General features: G+C 37.9%; 16 protein-coding genes. 12 read left to right on the forward strand and 4 right to left on the reverse strand.

All coding sequences use genetic code 11. The features are described 5' to 3' along the window. The first annotated feature begins 225 nt into the window (after positions 1-225). From IRT38_RS07675 to IRT38_RS07720, 10 genes are all read left to right on the forward strand, one after another. Entirely contained in the window at positions 226-888 is a 663-nt protein-coding gene (locus tag IRT38_RS07675; RefSeq protein WP_194597362.1) for an OmpA family protein, read from the forward strand. A 183-nt stretch (positions 889-1,071) separates the two neighbouring features. Beyond that, a complete protein-coding gene (gene rep, locus IRT38_RS07680; RefSeq protein WP_004960037.1) occupies positions 1,072-3,111 on the forward strand; it encodes a DNA helicase Rep in 2,040 nt (679 codons plus the stop codon). Between the two features lie 22 nt (positions 3,112-3,133). Continuing rightward, positions 3,134-3,586 (forward strand): dUTP diphosphatase, encoded by a 453-nt coding sequence (gene dut, locus IRT38_RS07685; protein ID WP_004913924.1) that lies wholly within the window; start codon positions 3,134-3,136, stop codon positions 3,584-3,586. Between the two features lie 193 nt (positions 3,587-3,779). Beyond that, the gene (locus tag IRT38_RS07690) at positions 3,780-5,201 is read left to right on the forward strand and encodes a phosphomannomutase/phosphoglucomutase (RefSeq protein ID WP_194597363.1); all 1,422 of its coding nucleotides are present in this window, start codon (positions 3,780-3,782) and stop codon (positions 5,199-5,201) included. 12 nt (positions 5,202-5,213) lie between these two features. Further along, entirely contained in the window at positions 5,214-6,113 is a 900-nt protein-coding gene (gene argB / locus IRT38_RS07695) for an acetylglutamate kinase (protein WP_004913920.1), read from the forward strand. A 203-nt stretch (positions 6,114-6,316) separates the two neighbouring features. Further along, positions 6,317-7,093 carry a GNAT family N-acetyltransferase gene (locus IRT38_RS07700; RefSeq protein WP_004952716.1) on the forward strand — a complete coding sequence of 259 codons (777 nt, stop codon included), beginning with the start codon at positions 6,317-6,319 and terminating at the stop codon, positions 7,091-7,093. A gap of 101 nt (positions 7,094-7,194) precedes the next feature. Further along, complete coding sequence (locus tag IRT38_RS07705; protein ID WP_194597364.1) at positions 7,195-8,043, forward strand: class II glutamine amidotransferase; 849 nt, start codon at positions 7,195-7,197, stop codon at positions 8,041-8,043. A 282-nt stretch (positions 8,044-8,325) separates the two neighbouring features. Then, positions 8,326-8,781 (forward strand): bacteriohemerythrin, encoded by a 456-nt coding sequence (locus IRT38_RS07710; RefSeq protein ID WP_004913914.1) that lies wholly within the window; start codon positions 8,326-8,328, stop codon positions 8,779-8,781. Positions 8,782-9,019: 238 nt separating this feature from the next. Beyond that, positions 9,020-10,099 (forward strand): hypothetical protein, encoded by a 1,080-nt coding sequence (locus IRT38_RS07715; RefSeq protein WP_194597365.1) that lies wholly within the window; start codon positions 9,020-9,022, stop codon positions 10,097-10,099. Next, on the forward strand, positions 10,099-10,422 hold the full coding sequence (locus IRT38_RS07720; protein ID WP_126131884.1) for an RnfH family protein: 324 nt from the start codon (positions 10,099-10,101) through the stop codon (positions 10,420-10,422). The genes IRT38_RS07715 and IRT38_RS07720 overlap by 1 nt, the downstream gene beginning before the upstream one ends. 55 nt (positions 10,423-10,477) lie before the next feature. Here IRT38_RS07720 and IRT38_RS07725 read toward each other — a convergent pair whose 3' ends face one another. Then, positions 10,478-10,876 carry an outer membrane protein assembly factor BamE gene (locus IRT38_RS07725; protein ID WP_004913908.1) on the reverse strand — a complete coding sequence of 133 codons (399 nt, stop codon included), beginning with the start codon at positions 10,874-10,876 and terminating at the stop codon, positions 10,478-10,480. Positions 10,877-10,987: 111 nt separating this feature from the next. On the opposite strand from IRT38_RS07725, the gene fur reads away from it, so the two are divergent. After that, complete coding sequence (gene fur, locus IRT38_RS07730) at positions 10,988-11,425, forward strand: ferric iron uptake transcriptional regulator (protein WP_004952725.1); 438 nt, start codon at positions 10,988-10,990, stop codon at positions 11,423-11,425. A gap of 96 nt (positions 11,426-11,521) precedes the next feature. On the opposite strand, the gene IRT38_RS07735 is transcribed toward fur, so the two are convergent. Both IRT38_RS07735 and IRT38_RS07740 read right to left on the reverse strand, forming a co-directional pair. Then, on the reverse strand, positions 11,522-12,640 hold the full coding sequence (locus tag IRT38_RS07735) for a PilT/PilU family type 4a pilus ATPase (protein WP_194597366.1): 1,119 nt from the start codon (positions 12,638-12,640) through the stop codon (positions 11,522-11,524). A 25-nt stretch (positions 12,641-12,665) separates the two neighbouring features. Next, a complete protein-coding gene (locus IRT38_RS07740; RefSeq protein ID WP_004960020.1) occupies positions 12,666-13,703 on the reverse strand; it encodes a type IV pilus twitching motility protein PilT in 1,038 nt (345 codons plus the stop codon). A 127-nt stretch (positions 13,704-13,830) separates the two neighbouring features. On the opposite strand from IRT38_RS07740, the gene IRT38_RS07745 reads away from it, so the two are divergent. Further along, positions 13,831-14,517, forward strand: coding sequence for a YggS family pyridoxal phosphate-dependent enzyme (locus tag IRT38_RS07745; protein ID WP_194597367.1), 687 nt, complete (start codon positions 13,831-13,833; stop codon positions 14,515-14,517). On the opposite strand, the gene IRT38_RS07750 is transcribed toward IRT38_RS07745, so the two are convergent. Next, positions 14,514-18,110 (reverse strand): AAA family ATPase, encoded by a 3,597-nt coding sequence (locus IRT38_RS07750; protein ID WP_194597368.1) that lies wholly within the window; start codon positions 18,108-18,110, stop codon positions 14,514-14,516. The two genes, IRT38_RS07745 and IRT38_RS07750, sit on opposite strands and share 4 nt — an antisense overlap.

Here is an 18,110-nt window from a genome sequence, read left to right on the forward strand (position 1 = left end):
AATTTTAGTTTGTTTGCGAAGCTTATTCTAACTTATAAATTTCCTTGATTTCTTCACAATTGGATAAACATGAAGAAACTATGATTAAGTGGAAATGTAAAGTGCATCAAAATATTACAAAAATACAAATAAACTGTTTATTATTAACAAAATATCAATGGTCTAGCTGAATTTTCTCATTCATTATCTGTTCAGACAACAAAATACATAGACAGGAGCTACGCGATGCGTGCATTATTTATTTCAACACTCGTAGGGGCTGGATTGGTACTTTCTGGTTGCCAAACAATGAGCGGACAAGGTAATGATATCGGCGGTGTTTCATACGACAAAGCTGCTTTAGGTACATTAATTGGTGCAGCTGCAGGTTATGGTATCTCTAAAGGTAATGCTAACTCTTCTTCACAAAACAACCGCGCAGCTGCGATTGGTGCAATCCTTGGTGGTGCGAGTGGTTTATATCTCGATAATAAAGAGAAAAAATTACGTGCTCAAATGGCAGGTACTGGTGTAGAAGTTGGTCGTAACCCAGATGGTTCTGTTCAGTTGATCATGCCTGGTAGCATCACGTTTGATACTAATAAATCAAACATCAAACCAAACTTCTACGGCACTTTAAACAAAGTGGCGCAAACTTTAGCTGAAGATAACAAGAGCGCAATCTTAGTTACTGGCTACACAGACAATACTGGTAATGATTCAATCAATATCCCATTGTCTCAAGCACGTGCTCAATCAGTTAAAAACTATTTAGCAAGCCAAGGTGTTTCAAGCAGCCGTATTGATGCACAAGGTTTAGGTTCTTCTAATCCTATCGCTTCAAACGCAACTGCGGCAGGTAAAGAACAAAACCGCCGTGTTGAAATCAGCATTTATGCTAAACAGTAATTAATACTGCTGTGAAAAGACCACCTTCGGGTGGTTTTTTTATTGCTAAGTTTTAGTGCGACAAATAGTGACGCCATCTTGGAGCAAGACATCATAATTTATACATATCCTCAGATTTATTATTGGGATTCTAAAAAATAGATGTCTATAATCATGCTCGAAAACGTGAGAGGTATTACAACGATGTCATCTGCCAGTCAACTCAATGACAAGCAACTTGAAGCCATGAAATATGTTCAGGGGCCATTGTTGGTGCTTGCAGGTGCAGGCTCGGGTAAGACTTCTGTAATCACTCGAAAGATCGCTTTTCTGGTTCAACAATGTGGTATTCCTGCGCATCGTATTACTGCGATGACTTTTACCAATAAAGCTGCACGTGAAATGAAAGAGCGTGTCGGTAAGTTGCTTTCACGTGAAGAAGCCAAAGGGCTTTCAGTCTCTACGTTCCACACATTTGGTTTGAATTTGCTTCGAATAGAGTTAAAACATTTACCTTTAAAAGCGAATTTTTCGATTTTGGATGCAGATGATTGCAAAAGAATCCTGATGGATCTAATGCAGCGTGACAACCTATCTGGAGCAGAAAGTAAAGAACTGATCGCGAAAGCCATGAAGAAAATTTCGGATTGGAAAAATGATCTGGTCATACCTGAGCAAGCTCATTCAACATGTGAAACACCTGAAGACGTTCAGCTTGCTCATTTGTATCAACTTTATGAACGTAATTTGAGAGCTTATAACGCTGTAGATTTTGATGACTTGATCGTAATGCCGACACGATTGCTTCAGGAAAATGCTGAGGTTCGTGATAAATGGCAAAATCGTGTTCGTTACTTACTCGTAGATGAATATCAAGATACCAATACAGCACAATATACCTTAGTAAAATTGCTCGTTGGGGTGATGGGACAGTTTACTGCGGTAGGTGACGACGATCAGTCGATTTACGCGTGGCGTGGTGCGAAGCCTGAAAACATGGCTTTATTAAAAGATGATTTCCATAATCTTAAAGTAATAAAGCTTGAGCAAAACTATCGTTCTACCAGTCGAATTTTAAAAGCGGCGAATGCTGTTATTGAAAATAACCCTCATATCTTTGATAAAAAGTTATGGAGTGATAAAGGGCACGGTGAAACCATCCGTGTAATCACGTGTTTAAATGATGATGATGAAGCTGAACGCGTAGTTAAAGATTTAATCACGCATAAATTGATGAATGGAAAAAATTGGAAAGATTACGCGATTCTGTATCGTGGTAATTTCCAAGCACGTGTTCTTGAAACACAACTGCGTCAGATGCAAATTCCATATAAATTGTCAGGTGGTCAATCATTCTTCGCCCGCGCTGAGATTAAAGACGTAATGAGTTACTTACGTCTCATTATCAATCCCGAAGATGACAGTGCTTTTTTACGTATTATCAATACGCCGAAACGTGCAATTGGTCCTGTCACTTTAGAAAAGTTAGGTCTATTTGCTCAAGAAAATACCCTATCTTTATTGACGGCTTCTTCTGATCAACGTCTTGCAATGGTTTTACCAAAAAAAGCGGCTACTCAATTACATGAGTTTGCAGACTTTATTGCGACTTTTACACGTGAACTGTTAGATGATGACGAACCAGTACCCAAAGTACGTCAAATGATCAACGAAGCAGGCTACATTGATTATGTTCGTGAGCAAGCTGCAACGCCAGCTCAAGAAAAAACGAAGATCGATAATATTGAAAGTCTGTACACAAGTATCCAAAACTTAATTAATCGTACAGACGATGTCGATGAAAAAAATATTGAAAGTGTCATTCGTAAATTGGTTCTTCTAGACATGTTGGAGCAGCAACAGGAAGAAGAAGATACAGATAAAGTCAATTTGTTGACATTGCATGCTGCGAAAGGTTTGGAATTTCCATACGTCTACATGATTGGTTTAGAAGAAGAGTTATTGCCACATAAGAACTCGATTGCGTCTGAAACCATTGAAGAAGAACGCCGTTTGATGTACGTAGGGATTACCCGTGCGCGTCAAGGTCTAACATTAACGCTTGCAGAGCAACGTAAGAATGGCGGTCAAATGCGACAAATGACTCCGAGTCGTTTTTTAGATGAATTACCACAAGATGATTTAGAGTGGCATGGTCGTAAAAAGAAACTAGCACCAAATGTTGACCCTAAAGAACAGGCTCAACAGTATCTTGCCAATTTAAAAGCATTATTGAAACGTTAAAGATTATGTGTAGGAAGTTGTAATGAAAGTTCAAGTTAAAGTATTAGATGCACGTTTAGGTCAAGAATGGGCATTGCCATCGTACGCAACAACAGGTTCAGCTGGCTTGGATTTGCGTGCTTGTTTAGATGAAGCAATTGAAATTGCTGCGGGTGAAACTGTTTTAGTTAAAACAGGCTTGGCAATTTACATCGAAGACCCAAACTTTGCGGGATTAATTTTACCGCGTTCGGGTCTTGGGCATAAACATGGTATTGTATTGGGTAATTTAGTTGGTTTGATTGATTCAGACTACCAAGGCGAACTGATGGTTTCAGTTTGGAACCGTGGAAAAAATACATTCCGCCTAGAGCCAGGCGAGCGTTTGGCGCAATATGTACTCGTTCCTGTCGTTCAAGCAGAGTTCGAACAAGTGAATGAATTTGTTGCTACAGAGCGCGGAGCAGGTGGTTTTGGACATACTGGTCAACAGTAATTCCTAAGCCTTATTATTTTAAATGCAATGTTTAACTGAAAAACATTGCATTTTTCATATTGATTGTTATTTGAATTTATATTAAAAAGCAGCTGATTAATTATTTTAATTTTTCTGAACAAGGGTTAATTAATTTCTTAATAGTTTAAGTTTTTTTTTAATAATCGAATGATTATAAGAATAGGGGCTTGCTGTGAATATAAAACATACGTTTCCTCTGAATATTTTTCGCGCCTATGACATCCGTGGAAAGCTTTCTAACCTTACGCCCACGATAATTCGTTCAATTGCGCATGCATTAGCATTTCAATATAAAAAATATGGCCAACATCAAATTGTTATTGGATATGATGCAAGATTAACTAGTCCAACGTATGCTGATATTCTACAGCATATATTGGAAAAACAAGGTTTTGAAGTTATTAATATCGGGTGCTGCTCATCACCAATGATGTATTACATTGCTCGTGATTTTGGTGGTAACGGTATTATGGTGACGGCAAGTCACAATCCTAAGTCTGATAATGGAATTAAATGGATTTTAAAAGGTGAGCCACCTAGTCCAGAAGTGATTCAAGAAGTTGGGCTGTTTGCTCAAAATATACCTATTAAGGTAGATTATCAAATTCGAGATGAGACAATTACTCATCAAGTAATTCCTCATTATTGTTTACAATATCAACAATCTTTGCTCGATGATATTCAACTTGCGAGACCATTGAAGGTTGTTTTGGATGGCTTACATGGCTCAGCTGGGCGATGTGCTAAAGTTGTACTGGAAAAGCTTGGTTGCGACGTGATTGCATTACGTTGTGACGCAAATGGTCATTTTCCTGATCATGCACCTGACCCATCGCATGCTGAACACTTGAGACGTCTACAACAATTGATTATTGAACATCAAGCAGATATTGGAATTGCGTTAGATGGTGATGGCGATCGAGTCGTTTTGCTAGATGAAAATGCCACGATTATTAGTCCCGATCGTTTGCTTTCTTTATTTGCACAAATGTGCTTAGAAAATCATCCCCAAAAAGAAATTGTATTTGATGTCAAATGCTCACAAATGGTTGCCAATACAGTGCAACAATTAGGTGGGCAAGCCAAAATGATTCGCACGGGAAGTAGTTTTTTACGAACTTATTTAACGCAATCAAATGGTGCTGCTGTATTTGGTGGTGAATATGCTGGGCATTATGTTTTCAATGATGGTCGTGGTTTTGGTTATGATGATGGTCTATATGCTGCACTACGTGTTATGGAATATCTCACCCATTCAAGTTCAGCAAATTTATCTGCATTGCTAAAACAATATCCTGAGCGTTGCTGTACCGAAGATACTTATATTAGTACCCATGATATTAATCCATTAAGTGTTTTAAATGAAATTGAAACTCTAAGTCAGGATTTAGGTGCACAGTTAAGTAAAATTGATGGTGTAAGACTTGATTTTAATGATGGTTTTGGCATTATTCGAGCATCCAATACAGGTGAGTATTTTACTGTCCGTTTTGATGCAGATCATCCAGATCGGTTAGTTGAAATTCGCGATAAATTTGTTTCTATGTTGCAAACTCGATATCCACAAATTGCACAAGAACTAGCACAGGCTTAAAAGGAGAGGCATATGCCACATGAGCATATCGGCATTGATAAAGCTAAAATTTTAATTGAAGCTTTGCCGTATATCCAACGTTTTGCAGGTAAAACGTTGGTTGTTAAATATGGTGGTAATGCAATGACAGATCCTGAGTTGGAAAGCTCATTTGCTCGTGACATCGTGTTATTAAAAACTGTAGGACTTAATCCAATTGTTGTACATGGAGGTGGTCCACAAGTTGACTCTTTGCTTAAACGTCTTGGGCAAGAATCTGATCGTATTGATGGCATGCGTGTAACTGACCAAGCAACGATGGAAGTTGTTGAAATGGTTTTAGGCGGTAGTGTAAACAAATCAATCGTGAATTTGATCAATCAACATGGCGGACGTGCAATTGGTTTAACCGGTAAAGATGGTAATTTACTTCGTGCGCGTAAACTGCTCATGGAAAAACAAGAAGCTGATGGTTCGGTTTCACAAATTGATTTAGGTATGGTGGGTGAAGTCACTGGCGTTAAAACAGACGTTCTAGAGATGTTTACACAAGGTGATTTTATTCCTGTGATTGCACCATTAGGTGTCGATGAAGAAGGTAATACTTATAACATTAATGCCGATTTGGTTGCTGGTAAGGTCGCTGAAGCTTTGGGTGCGGAGAAGCTAATTTTATTAACAAACATCACTGGTGTTTTAGACGAAAATAAAAACTTATTGACAGGTTTGACCACTCAAGAAGTTGATCGTCTCATTGAAACAGGTGTGATCTATGGCGGTATGATTCCGAAAGTAGGTTGTGCACTAGATGCAGTAAAAGGTGGTGTGGTTAGTGCGCATATTGTTGATGGTCGTGTACCGCATGCAACTTTGTTAGAAATTTTTACTGATCATGGTGTAGGTACATTAATTACCAATCGTGCGAAGCATTAAGTTTTAAATCTTTCTTATCCTCCCTTTTATTCGTATAGAAGGGAGGATTTTATTTATAGTTCTTCAATTCAAATTTTGTTCTGCATCTCAAAGACTCTTTTAAAAAAGTCAGCGTAAATGACCGTCATCATCTCTTCATTTTTCATTCACTAAAATGTCATTAATAGGATTTAAGGTGATTCTAGTCATAAGGAGCTTTCATTATGCTAGAAAAATTAAATCAGTATCGTCAAAATTTGACCTTACCTTTACGTCAAAAACCAGCTCAAAATCAGTATCGCTTTGAATGGGTTGACACTTTAAAAGAATTACAAGACGTACAACGTTTTAGAGCAAAACAATTTTCACATCAATTTGGCTTAACTTTTGAAGATGATCTTGATCAAGATCTTTATGATTTTGGTTGTGAACATGCGGTATTGAGAGATAAATGGTCGGGTGAAATTGTTGCCTATACACGACTTAAATTATTTCAAGGATATGAGATTGGACAGAGTTATAGTGCTCAAGAGTTCGAGATCGTTCCTCATTTATCACATTTACCGAGTATTGTTGAAATCGGTCGTACTTGCGTGCATCCACAATTCCGCTCTGGTAAAGCTTTGTCGATGCTTTGGCTAAACATGGCTCCAAAAATTCTTTGGTCAATGCGTGCAAAATATTTGATGGGTTGCGTAAGTATTCATCTCGAAGATAACTTAGCCCGTACTTATTACACGCACCGTCAGATTCAACAGCTCGCAGATCATCAAACTATCGATATTCGCTCAAAGCGAGCGTTTGAACCTGAGCGTCCTGATTATAGTTTTCCGCAGGATGAACGTATGCCGAAATTATTTCAGACTTATTTAGGCATGCAATCAAAGTTGTCAAAAGAAGCATTTTTTGATGAGGAATTTAAGTGCTTAGATTACTTTGTTTTTCTTGAAGTAAATAAGATCGCAACCTCATTTGTCATGAATAAAATGGTTCAGCGCTAACTAGATTTAGCATTCATCTTCGAATAGTGAGCACATATTGAGATTTACAATACATCCGTACCTCATGCACAATAGGCATAGATGTTAAATAGTTCAAAGATATGTGCCAGCTATTAGGAATGAATTGCGCTACACCCACTGATATCACTTTCTCTTTTCGTGGTTTTTCCCAACGAGCAGGTGTGACATCAGACCATTGTGATGGTTTTGGTATTGCTTTTTTTGAAGATAAAGCTTGTCGTTTATTCGTCGATAATCAGTCGGCAGTTGAGTCACCTATCGCAGATCTTGTTCGTAATTATCCAATCAAATCTCGAAATGTGATTGCGCACATTCGCAAAGCCACCCAAGGTAAAATTACGTTAGAGAACTCTCATCCTTTTTTAAGAGAGCTGTGGGGCAGACATTGGATTTTTGCCCACAATGGTGATTTGCATGATTTTTCCCCTAGATTAAGTGGACGCTTTGAACCTGTTGGAAATACGGATAGTGAAAGAGCTTTTTGTTATTTGCTCGATCAAATGGTAGAGACATTTGGATATGTTGAACCTTCACTTGATAATTTGTTTGCATTATTAGAACGCTTATCTCCTCAAATCGCTGAACACGGTACATTTAACTTCTGTTTGTCTAATGGACAGGCGTTATATACTTATGCTACGACAAAGTTACATTGGTTAGTTCGAGAATATCCTTTCCAACATGCTCATCTGATTGATTTGGATGTAGAAGTTGATTTTAGTCAAGTCACTACACCAGAAGATCGTGTTGCGGTAATTACTACTGAACCATTAACACATAATGAAACATGGACGGCGTATCAAGCAGGGGAAATGGTTTTATTTAAAGAAGGTAAGCCAATTAAACATGCTTTGACTCGCGTAGATCGTCTAATCCGTGAAGCGAATGATCCGAGCTTAAAAAGAATAACCAAGGCAGATCAATATTAGAATAATATGCTTATAATAAATAGTAATATTTAATTTATTTATATAATATTTAAGGCTTTTAAAGTCTATAATTTTAATCAGGTTTTTAGCTAATTTATATACTTTGGTTAAAAAATACTTGAGTGTTTTAATAGGTGAAAATATTAAATTAAATGTAAAACAATAAGTTAAGTTATTTGTATGAAAAAAAACAAAATCTGACAAAAATGCTGTGTTTTTATTTAATTTTTTTACCGATATTATGTCCTTATTCAATAAATATGTTTGAGTTTGGGGTTCGATATGGGTTTGAAATGGTCTGTCGAATATAATACAGGAATAGATGTTATTGATGATCAGCATCGCCGTATTCTAGATTATATTAATGAAATAGCTGATTTAAAACACTCTCATGATCGAGTGAAAATGAAAGAAGTATTGGACAATATTATTGACTATACGCAATCTCATTTTACATTTGAAGAAAGTTTACAAGAAGAAGCAAACTACAAATATCGTGTACCGCATAAAAGAGTTCATGATTTATTTATCAAAAAAATAGAAACTTATCGTGAACGTTTTGAATTAGGGCATGAAATTGATAAAGAATTACATGAGGCTTTGTCAAAATGGTTAATTAATCATATTCGTCATGATGATGCGGATTATGTGGGTGCTGTCAAAGAAAATATGATGGGAATTATTAAGGAAAATGAAAAGAAAAAGGGGAAAAACTGGTTTTCTAGATTTTTCTCATAATAATAAAAAACGACTCTCTAGATGATAAAAACAATAAGGCAAATATGAGTGAAAATAGAGAGTCTTATAAAAACAATAACAACTCGTGCGCGGCAAATCATCTGAGATGGTGATTTGCCTTTTTATTTCGACATCTTTTGTTTTGATTTTCAGACAGGAGAAAGGCAAAATAGATTGAATATTTCATTGCAAACTCCATAAAACGCAATGAGTTCAAAGATTTTTCAAGGAATGCATTATGCAGGACACAACTCTGTCACGCTGGTTTGCACCAGTGATGGCGTTTTGCTTATCTTTTGTCATGATCACAACACTAGCACCAACTCTAGGTATTCAAATTGAGCGTCAATTTGATTTTTGGTTGCTTTGGTTGGGAACGATGATTTTATTGGCACTACCGATTGGTTATCTTGAAATTGCTTTAGCAAAACGTTCTAAAGTTACCGCTTTGCAGGCTTTATCAAATCTAACACGTGAGGCTGATGCATCTCCAAAATGGCGTGTAGTTGGTTGGTTGGCTGTAGTATTAGTGCCATTTTTTGCTGGTAGTATTTTATTTTCAGCATCTGATATTTTAGTCCAAAAACAATTTGGCGTATCTAATCAGATCATTTTCGCTGTGCTTGCCGTGACTGCACTCGGGTTATCTTTTATTCCACGTCAGTTTCTAATTGCTTTAACGACTTTGGGTGTAATTGGATCTCTAGTGTTGGCAAATGTATTTGGCACTCAATTACAAGCGTGGCATTGGACTGGTATTGAATTTAAAGAGTGGGGCAATGCAACTGTTCTTGCGCTTGTGGCGAGTGGATTAGGGTTAGGATTGTATTGGCAAAACAGCCTTGCCACAGTTCGTCAACAAGAAGCCGCGACTTCAGTTGTATTACCGATCTGGTTAGCTCAATTACTTGCAGTTGTAGCGTTTGGATTCTTTTCTCTTCAAGTTGAAATCCCCGCTTTTGCATGGTTATTTGCTGCATCGGTATCTGCTGCTTTATTAATTCAACTTGCAAAAGAACAACTGGCTCAACGTCAACTGGCTCCAGCAATTCAATGGGTGATCATCGTTGCTGCAATTGCAGTTTGGGCTGCACCTCAGCTAAGTTCGATTTTCAATATTCTATTGATTGTTTGGGGATTAATTGTTTGTTTGGTTTATGCAATTTTTGCTGGTTGGATTATGAAAATCAGCCATTTGCGTAAATCTATGGGTTTCAGTAATGAGCTATTCTATAACTTATGGCGTATCGCCGTTCGTTTAGTTCTACCAATGTCGATTGTAATTGCTATTGTTGCTGTAATTGGACAATTGATCTAATGAAATCTAATGCATGTGTATGGGTCGCTTATGCGACACCTGAGCAACAATTTCATTTAGAAGTTGATTTCCTAGAAGGAATGACGGCTGAACAAGCGATTATTGCTAGCGGATTAGCCGAGCAGGTGACTTTACCTGAGAAACTTCATTTGGGCGTGTTTGGTATCAAAATACAGCCAGACACTCAGCTTCAGATCGGAGATCGGGTTGAAATCTATCGTTCTTTAACAATTAATCCTAAAGACATCCGTCGCAAACGCGCTGCAAAGAATCCAGTTGGGCGTTTTGCGAAAGGTAATCGATTTAGACCATCAAGTTCATAAATAAAACCCCTCAAGGATCAATCCATGAGGGGTTTATTTTTATAACCTAAAGCCGTTATAGTGGCGGCGCTGTTAAGATCGCTTCTTTAGATGCTGGTAAACCAGGTTGTGACTCTGGAATTGTATCTAAACCTTCAATGCGTTCAACATTACCATTTGCATCAAAGTAAATTTTTAAATGTTGTCCATGTGCTGCAGGTATTTTTGCCTTTTTGGCATATGTACCAGGGATATAGTTGTAAATATAGTCCCAACGTAATGGATTCAGTGGATCAGTAACCGTTGGACTACCCAACAAGAAGCGAACTTGCTGAAAGCTCATGCCTACTTGTACTTGAGATGCTTGTGCTTTGGTTAACGGTGTTCCTTGTGGAATATCAACTTTATAAACACCAAAGACTGAACAACCGCTAAGTACTGAAGTGACGAATAACGCCAGCATGATTTTTTGCATTTTGCTACACTATCCTGATAAATGATGATGCATTTGATTCAAGGATAGATCATACTGCATCTAAACTCTATTGCCTATTCCAACTTAAGATTTGTTGAGAGACCTTTTTTCATGCCTATTTCCAACCAAGACTTACGCAAAGCTGGACTTAAAGTTACCCTTCCTCGTATTAAGATTTTGGAATTATTAGAAAATTCGAAACAACATCATTTAAGTGCAGAAGATATTTATAAAACTTTGCTTGAACAAGGTGAAGATGTTGGTTTAGCGACAGTTTACCGTGTATTAACACAATTTGAAGCTGCAGGAATTATCCAACGTCATCATTTTGAAAATAATCATTCAGTTTTTGAAATCATGCAAGAAGATCATCATGATCACTTAGTATGTTTAAATTGTAACAAAGTTATTGAATTTACTAATGATGTTATTGAAAAAGAACAACATTCTGTAGCTGATCAGCATGGTTTTACTTTGACAGGACACTCATTAAATTTATATGGGTATTGTAGTAATCAAGAATGCAAAGATGCTTATCGTAAGAAATAAGTGTTGTTTCAGTAAAGATAGAAATTTTCACTGAAATAAAACAAATAAAAAAAGGAAGGTTACAAAAACCTTCCTTTTTTAATGATTTAAGATAGCTTATTGACCATCAAATGTAATGTTGCGACTTGCACTTAACAATTGATCTGCACCTTCTTCAGAAAGTTTAATGGTGAGACGTAAATCGTTTGGTGAGTCTGCATGTTTAAGCGCATCTTTATATGTGATTTCACCAGCTTTATATAAATCATAAAGCGCTTGGTCGAATGTTTGCATGCCCAATTCGCGCGAGCGTTTCATGAGGTCTTTAATCTCATGAATTTCACCTTTACGGATATAATCTGATAGTAACGGTGTATTAATTAGAATTTCAATCGCAGCACGACGTGAATTTCCATCAGGCGTTGGAATTAACTGTTGAGCGACCATTGCTCTTAGATTGAGCGATAAATCCATATGCAGCTGAGCATGACGGTCAGCTTCAAAGAAGTGAATAATACGGTCTAATGCTTGGTTAGCGTTATTCGCGTGAAGTGTGGCAAGTACTAAGTGACCTGTTTCTGCGAAAGCAATCGCATAGTCCATTGTTTCACGAGAACGAATCTCACCAATCAAGATCACATCGGGTGCTTGACGAAGTGTATTTTTCAAAGCTACTTCAAAAGAGTCTGTATCAATACCGACTTCTCGTTGAGTCACAATACAACCCGCGTGTTGGTGTACAAACTCGATCGGGTCTTCAATGGTGATGATATGACCTTTAGAGTTTTGATTACGATATCCGATCATTGACGCGAGCGAGGTTGATTTACCTGTACCTGTTGCACCAACAAAGATAATGATGCCACGTTTGGTCATCGCTAAATCTTTGAGGACTGCAGGTAGTTTTAGTTCATCCATCGTTGGAATAACCGTTTCGATACGACGTAATACCATGCCTGGCATATCACGTTGTTGGAATGCACTCACACGAAAACGTGCTGTTTTCTCACGGTTCATAATTGCGAAGTTACACTCGCGAGTATCTTCAAATTCTTTACGTTGTTTATCACTCATGATTGAGTGTAATAACTGACCTACAATCTCGCCTGAAAGTTTTGCTTTAGCCACAGGAACAATCTGACCGTTGATTTTCATTGAAGGTTCAACATCAGCGGTAACAAATAAATCCGAAGCACTTTGTTCAATCATTAGATTGAGTAAATCATTAAAATCCATATACTTTCCCCATTAATTTTAGTTTTTATAGGAATGATTCAGGTTGTTTAGCAACAGTACGAGCTGTTTGAGGGCTAATGATGCCTCTCGAAACTAAGTTTTTAAGACTTTGATCGAGTGTGGTCATGCCGTAGTTAGCTCCTGTCTGAATCGCAGAGTACATCTGTGCAACTTTGTTTTCACGAACAAGGTTACGAATCGCAGGAATACCGATCATGATCTCATGCGCTGCAACACGACCACCACCATTCTTTTTCAACAATGTTTGTGAAATTACTGCTTGTAATGATTCGGATAACATCGCACGAACCATATCTTTTTCTTCGGCAGGGAATACGTCGATCACACGGTCAATGGTTTTTGCTGCTGAGGTGGTATGCAGAGTACCAAATACTAAGTGACCTGTTTCTGCTGCGGTTAGAGCAAGACGAATTGTCTCTAGGTCACGCATCTCACCGACTAGGATAATATCAGGGTCTTCACGAAGGGCTGAACGAAGTGCTTCGTTAAAGCCATGTGTATCACGATGCACTTCACGCTGGTTAATCAAACATTTCTTTGATTGATGTACAAATTCGATTGGGTCTTCAACCGTTAAAATATGGTCATAACGATGCTCATTAATATAATCAATCATTGCAGCCAATGTCGTTGATTTACCTGAACCCGTTGGACCAGTGACCAGAACAATACCACGCGGGTAGTCACAAATATCTTTGAAAATTGTTCCTAAACCCAAGTCTTCCATGGTTAAGACTTTAGATGGAATGGTACGGAATACAGCACCCGCACCACGGTTTTGGTTAAATGCGTTTACACGGAAACGGGCAATGTTTGGTACTTCAAATGAAAAGTCCGTTTCTAGATCTTCTTCGTAATCTCGACGTTGTTTGTCATTCATAATGTCGTACACTAAACGGTGTACATCTTTATGTTCTAATGCTGGTAAATTGATACGGCGAACTTCACCATCCACGCGAATCATTGGTGGCATACCCGCTGAAAGGTGTAAGTCCGAAGCACCGTTTTTTACTGAAAACGCGAGTAATTCTGTAATATCCATAATTTCCCCGAAACAATCAAAAAATGTCTCATTATTTTGTAGAATAATATACGGCTTTCACTCTGTGTTACCAACACATTATAGAATGTGAAAGCAAAAAAACATTTCGTAAATGAGAACTGTGTCAATGAATCAATCAGAACAATCACGTATACAAGTATTAAGTCAAATTAAGCAGGCGTGTCTGCGTGTACAACGCGATCCTAATACTGTGCAATTGTTGGCTGTATCGAAGACACATCCTAGTTTAAGCTTGCGCGAAATGTATGCGGTTGGTCAACGGAGTTTTGGTGAAAACTATTTACAAGAAGCGTTGGCAAAAATTGAAGAGTTACAAGATTTAGAAATTGAATGGCATTTTATTGGTCATGTACAACGTAATAAAACCAAACATTTAGCTGAAAAGTTTGATTGGGTACATGGTGTTGATCGCTTAATTATCGCAGAGCGCCTATCTAGCCAACGTTTAGAAACTCAAAAGCTATTAAATATATGTTTACAAGTCAATATTGACGGACAAGACTCTAAAGATGGTTGTGAACCCAATGAGGTCGCAGAATTAGTAGAGCAAATCAGCCGACTACCTAATTTACGTTTACGTGGTTTGATGGTGATTCCAGCGCCTAATAATGTTGCTGCGTTTGCTGATGCTAAAAATTTATTTGATCAAGTGAAATCATTACATGCACAGCCTCAAGATTGGGATACTTTGAGTATGGGTATGTCTGCTGATTTGGATGCAGCAATTACTGCGGGTTCAACCATGGTTAGAGTTGGGACTGCATTGTTTGGGGCAAGGGATTATTCACTTTAACCCACTACTTCAATTCGACTCGAACCTGATCCCATCGGTTGTACCTGAATCTGCACAGGAATGCGTTCATGCATTTCCTGAATGTGTGAAATTAAAATGACTTTACGCCCTTGGCTCTGTAACTGATCCAGCGCATTCATCACCATATGCAGAGAAGATGCATCCAAGGTGCCAAAGCCCTCATCAATAAACAGCGATTCGATTTTCATTGAACCTGATGCCATATTGGCTATCGCCAATGAAATGGCGAGGGCAGTGAGGAATGATTCCCCACCAGACAGTGAAGCAACTGAACGGGTTTCGCCATCCATATCATGGTCAATAATCGCAAGACTGAGTGAATTATCTAAACGTTTTAAGGTATAGCGCTGTGACAGCATCGCCAGTTGTTGATTAGCATATTCAAGTAAAATATCGAGATTGTACTGTTGGGCTAAATCACGGAATTCTTTACCTTTTGAATCACCAATTAAACTAGAAATCTTATTCCAGCGGTGCTCTTGTTGTAGGATCTCTTGAATCTGATCAGCAAATTGCTTTTGTTTGGCTAAATTTTGCTGATGCACTTCCAATTGCAGTTTAAGTTGATCTCGTTGATCTGTTGTCTGTTGCAAAATTTCTTGATTGGCATTTATCAATTCAGTCAGTTGTTCAACCTGAATGTTGGGTTCTGATTGAAGATGTACATTCAACTGTTCTTGCATAGTTTTCAGTGCAGAATTTGCTTCACTCAAAGCACGGTCCGCTTGTTGTATTGTACTTCGAATCTGCTGCTCCTGAGTTGATGAAATCGCAAGTAATTCGCTGAGTTGATCTTCTGCAAAATTTTGCTGCTGAGCTAACCAATTAGTGATTTCAGTTTTACATTGTTCAAGAGAACCATGATTCTGTTGTTGCTGTGCTTTGAGTTGTTCAAGTGTATTTTTCTGCTGCTCATAATTCTGACGAGCTTGTTCAAAACTTTGCTTTAACTGCTGATACTGGTTCTGTAATTGCTGGCGTTGATGATCATGCTGTTGCAACCATTCATTGGCTTTGATTTCAGCTGAACCTGTCATGGTGATAATCAGTTGATTAGCAGCATCCGTATTTTGTTTGCCTTTAATTTCGATGTCTTTTAATTGTTGCGCACATTCTGTTTGTTGCGTAGTGAGTCCCGTCAAATTGGTCTTTAATACATTCAACTGCTGATTAATTTGTTCTTTCTGTTTGATGAGCGATTCTGCATGCTCTAGTTGTTGGCTACGTTGTTGCAATGCTTGCAATATGTGTTGTGAGATTGACATGTCATGTTTAGACCAAGCCATTTTATCGTCTGCATTGAGACAATCCACGATATGCTGAATCTGTTGTTGTAAGTGCTCTACGGTTTCTAGTTGATGACGTGTATTTTGAATGTTTTGATGAAGCACATGCTGATCTTTATTGGCTTGATTAAGTTGTAATAATTCCTTTTCAAGCTGCTGTTGAGTTTGTGACGCTTCTAAAATGAATGTTTGCATCTTAGTTGTGATGTCATACTCAGTGAGACTGAAATCGAGTTGAATATTCGTCTGTGATACATGCTGTTGTAACACATGATCATGTGTTTTTACTTTTTCATTCAATTGCTGCAATTGTTGTTGCAATTGATTTTGTTCGGTATGGCTTTGAGTGAATTGTTGTTGTGCTTTTTGCCAAAGTTGGAAAAGCTGTTGTTCCTGTTGAATCGCTTGCTGTTCTTGTTGTTGTTGCAAGGCATATAGAGCTTTAGAGATTTGGCTCTCGTCATCACGATAAGGATGCTCGGTACTGCCACAGACTAGACAGGCTTCACCGTGCTTGAGTTCAGCTCTTAGATGTTCAATATTTTCAGCATGCAACAGACGTTGTTGTTGCAAAACCTGTTGTAGTTTCTCACGTTCAGTTTTGGCAGCCTGATAATCTTGCTCAGCTTTTTTGCGATATTGTTCTAGCTGTTGAGCTTGCTTTTGTACAGTTTCAAATTTGTTTTGCTGCGTAAGGACTTCATTTTTTAATTCAAAATAATGCTGAAGTTTTTGTTGAATTGCATCCAATTGATTAAGGTGAAGCTGTTGAGCTTCTTTTAATTTCGATTGTTGCTCAATACGCTGTTCAATTTGTTGGGTCGTGCCAAATTGCGTGATTAAACTGTTGAATGTGTTTTGATCTTGTTTAAGTTGGGTCTGTGCTTGTTGAATAGAGCCTAGTGTGTTTTCTACTTTTTGATATTGCTGAATAAATTGCTTGAGTTGTTGAATATGGGCATGTAAGCCGTTATCCAAAGGAGCATATTGAGCACTGTGTTTTAACTGTTCTAAGCAAGCCGTATGTTGTGCACTCAAGTTTTGAATGCTTTGTTCTAGCTGTTGTTGTTGCTCGATGAGTGGTTGCTGTTGACTTTCCAATTGAGTCAGTCGAATTTTGGTTTTCTTATATTCTTCAGCAATATAGTCACGTTCTTGCACAAACTTGCGTACTTGTGTCAGTTCATTTTGATGCTTTTGCTCGAAATCTTGAAATTGATTGAGTGTTGTTTCTACTTGTGTATAAAGCGTTTTTTGTTGCTCAAATTGAGTGGTTAAAGTGCTAAATTCATTGTGCTTTTGGTGAATTTGTGGCGCGAGTTGTTGCAATGTTTTTTGCAACTGTTGTTGTTGAAAAACAATAGGACGTATCTCAGCGAATATCTCTAATTGACTCAGTAAGTACCGATCTTTGGCAATGTTTTCTTGGGCTTTAAGTTGCAAATCATAGTCTTGTTTTTTTAACGCTATGTCTTTATTAATTTTATCGCGTTGTTCAAACCACTGTTGTTGTTGTCTGAATTGATTTTTTTCATTTTCAAGTTGTTGCACGTGTTGCTGTAGCTGTTGGAATCGCTGTTGTAACTCAGCGATTTCTTCATCAGAGCGAATTTCAATGTGTCCTAAAACACTTTCTAATTTTTCACGTTGTAAGCGAACTTCTTTGGTTTTTTCAAAAGCCAACTGTCCAATCTTGGCAAAAATACTGGAGTTGGTCAGATATTCCAATAATTCACCACGTTCATTATCCCGTGCTTTTAAAAAGGCGGTGACTTCGGATTGTGCCAGTAACACGGCACGCGTGAATTGTTCAAAACTGAGCTGTGTAATTTGTTGAATATGAGTTTCGACGGCTTTGGTTTTATCTGCGACAACCACGCCATCGGTGAGGCATTTCAATGAGCGTTGTACACTTTGCAGTTTGCCACTGGCATTTTCACGTGCACGTTTAATTTCCCAACGCGCTAAATAATGTTTTTGATCCTGTGCGACAAAACACAGCTCGGCAAAACCGTGTCCAGTACCACGACGTAATACAGTGAGAGGAGAGTTTGTCAGCAATTCTGATCCATCTACATCGATTAGTTTGCCATCACTGCCTTTTAGTCGTGGGATTTGATTAAATAGGGCAAGGCACATCGCATCTAAAATCGTGGATTTACCTGCACCTGTTTTTCCTATAATCGCAATCAATCCAGCATGTGCTAAAGGTTCACTTTCAAAATCAATAAAATGCTCACCTGCAAGAGATGCCAGATTTTTTAGTCGAATGGATAAAATTTTCAT

The sequence above is a fragment of the Acinetobacter sp. SK-43 genome, assembly GCF_015351505.1.
Taxonomy (GTDB): domain Bacteria; phylum Pseudomonadota; class Gammaproteobacteria; order Pseudomonadales; family Moraxellaceae; genus Acinetobacter; species Acinetobacter junii.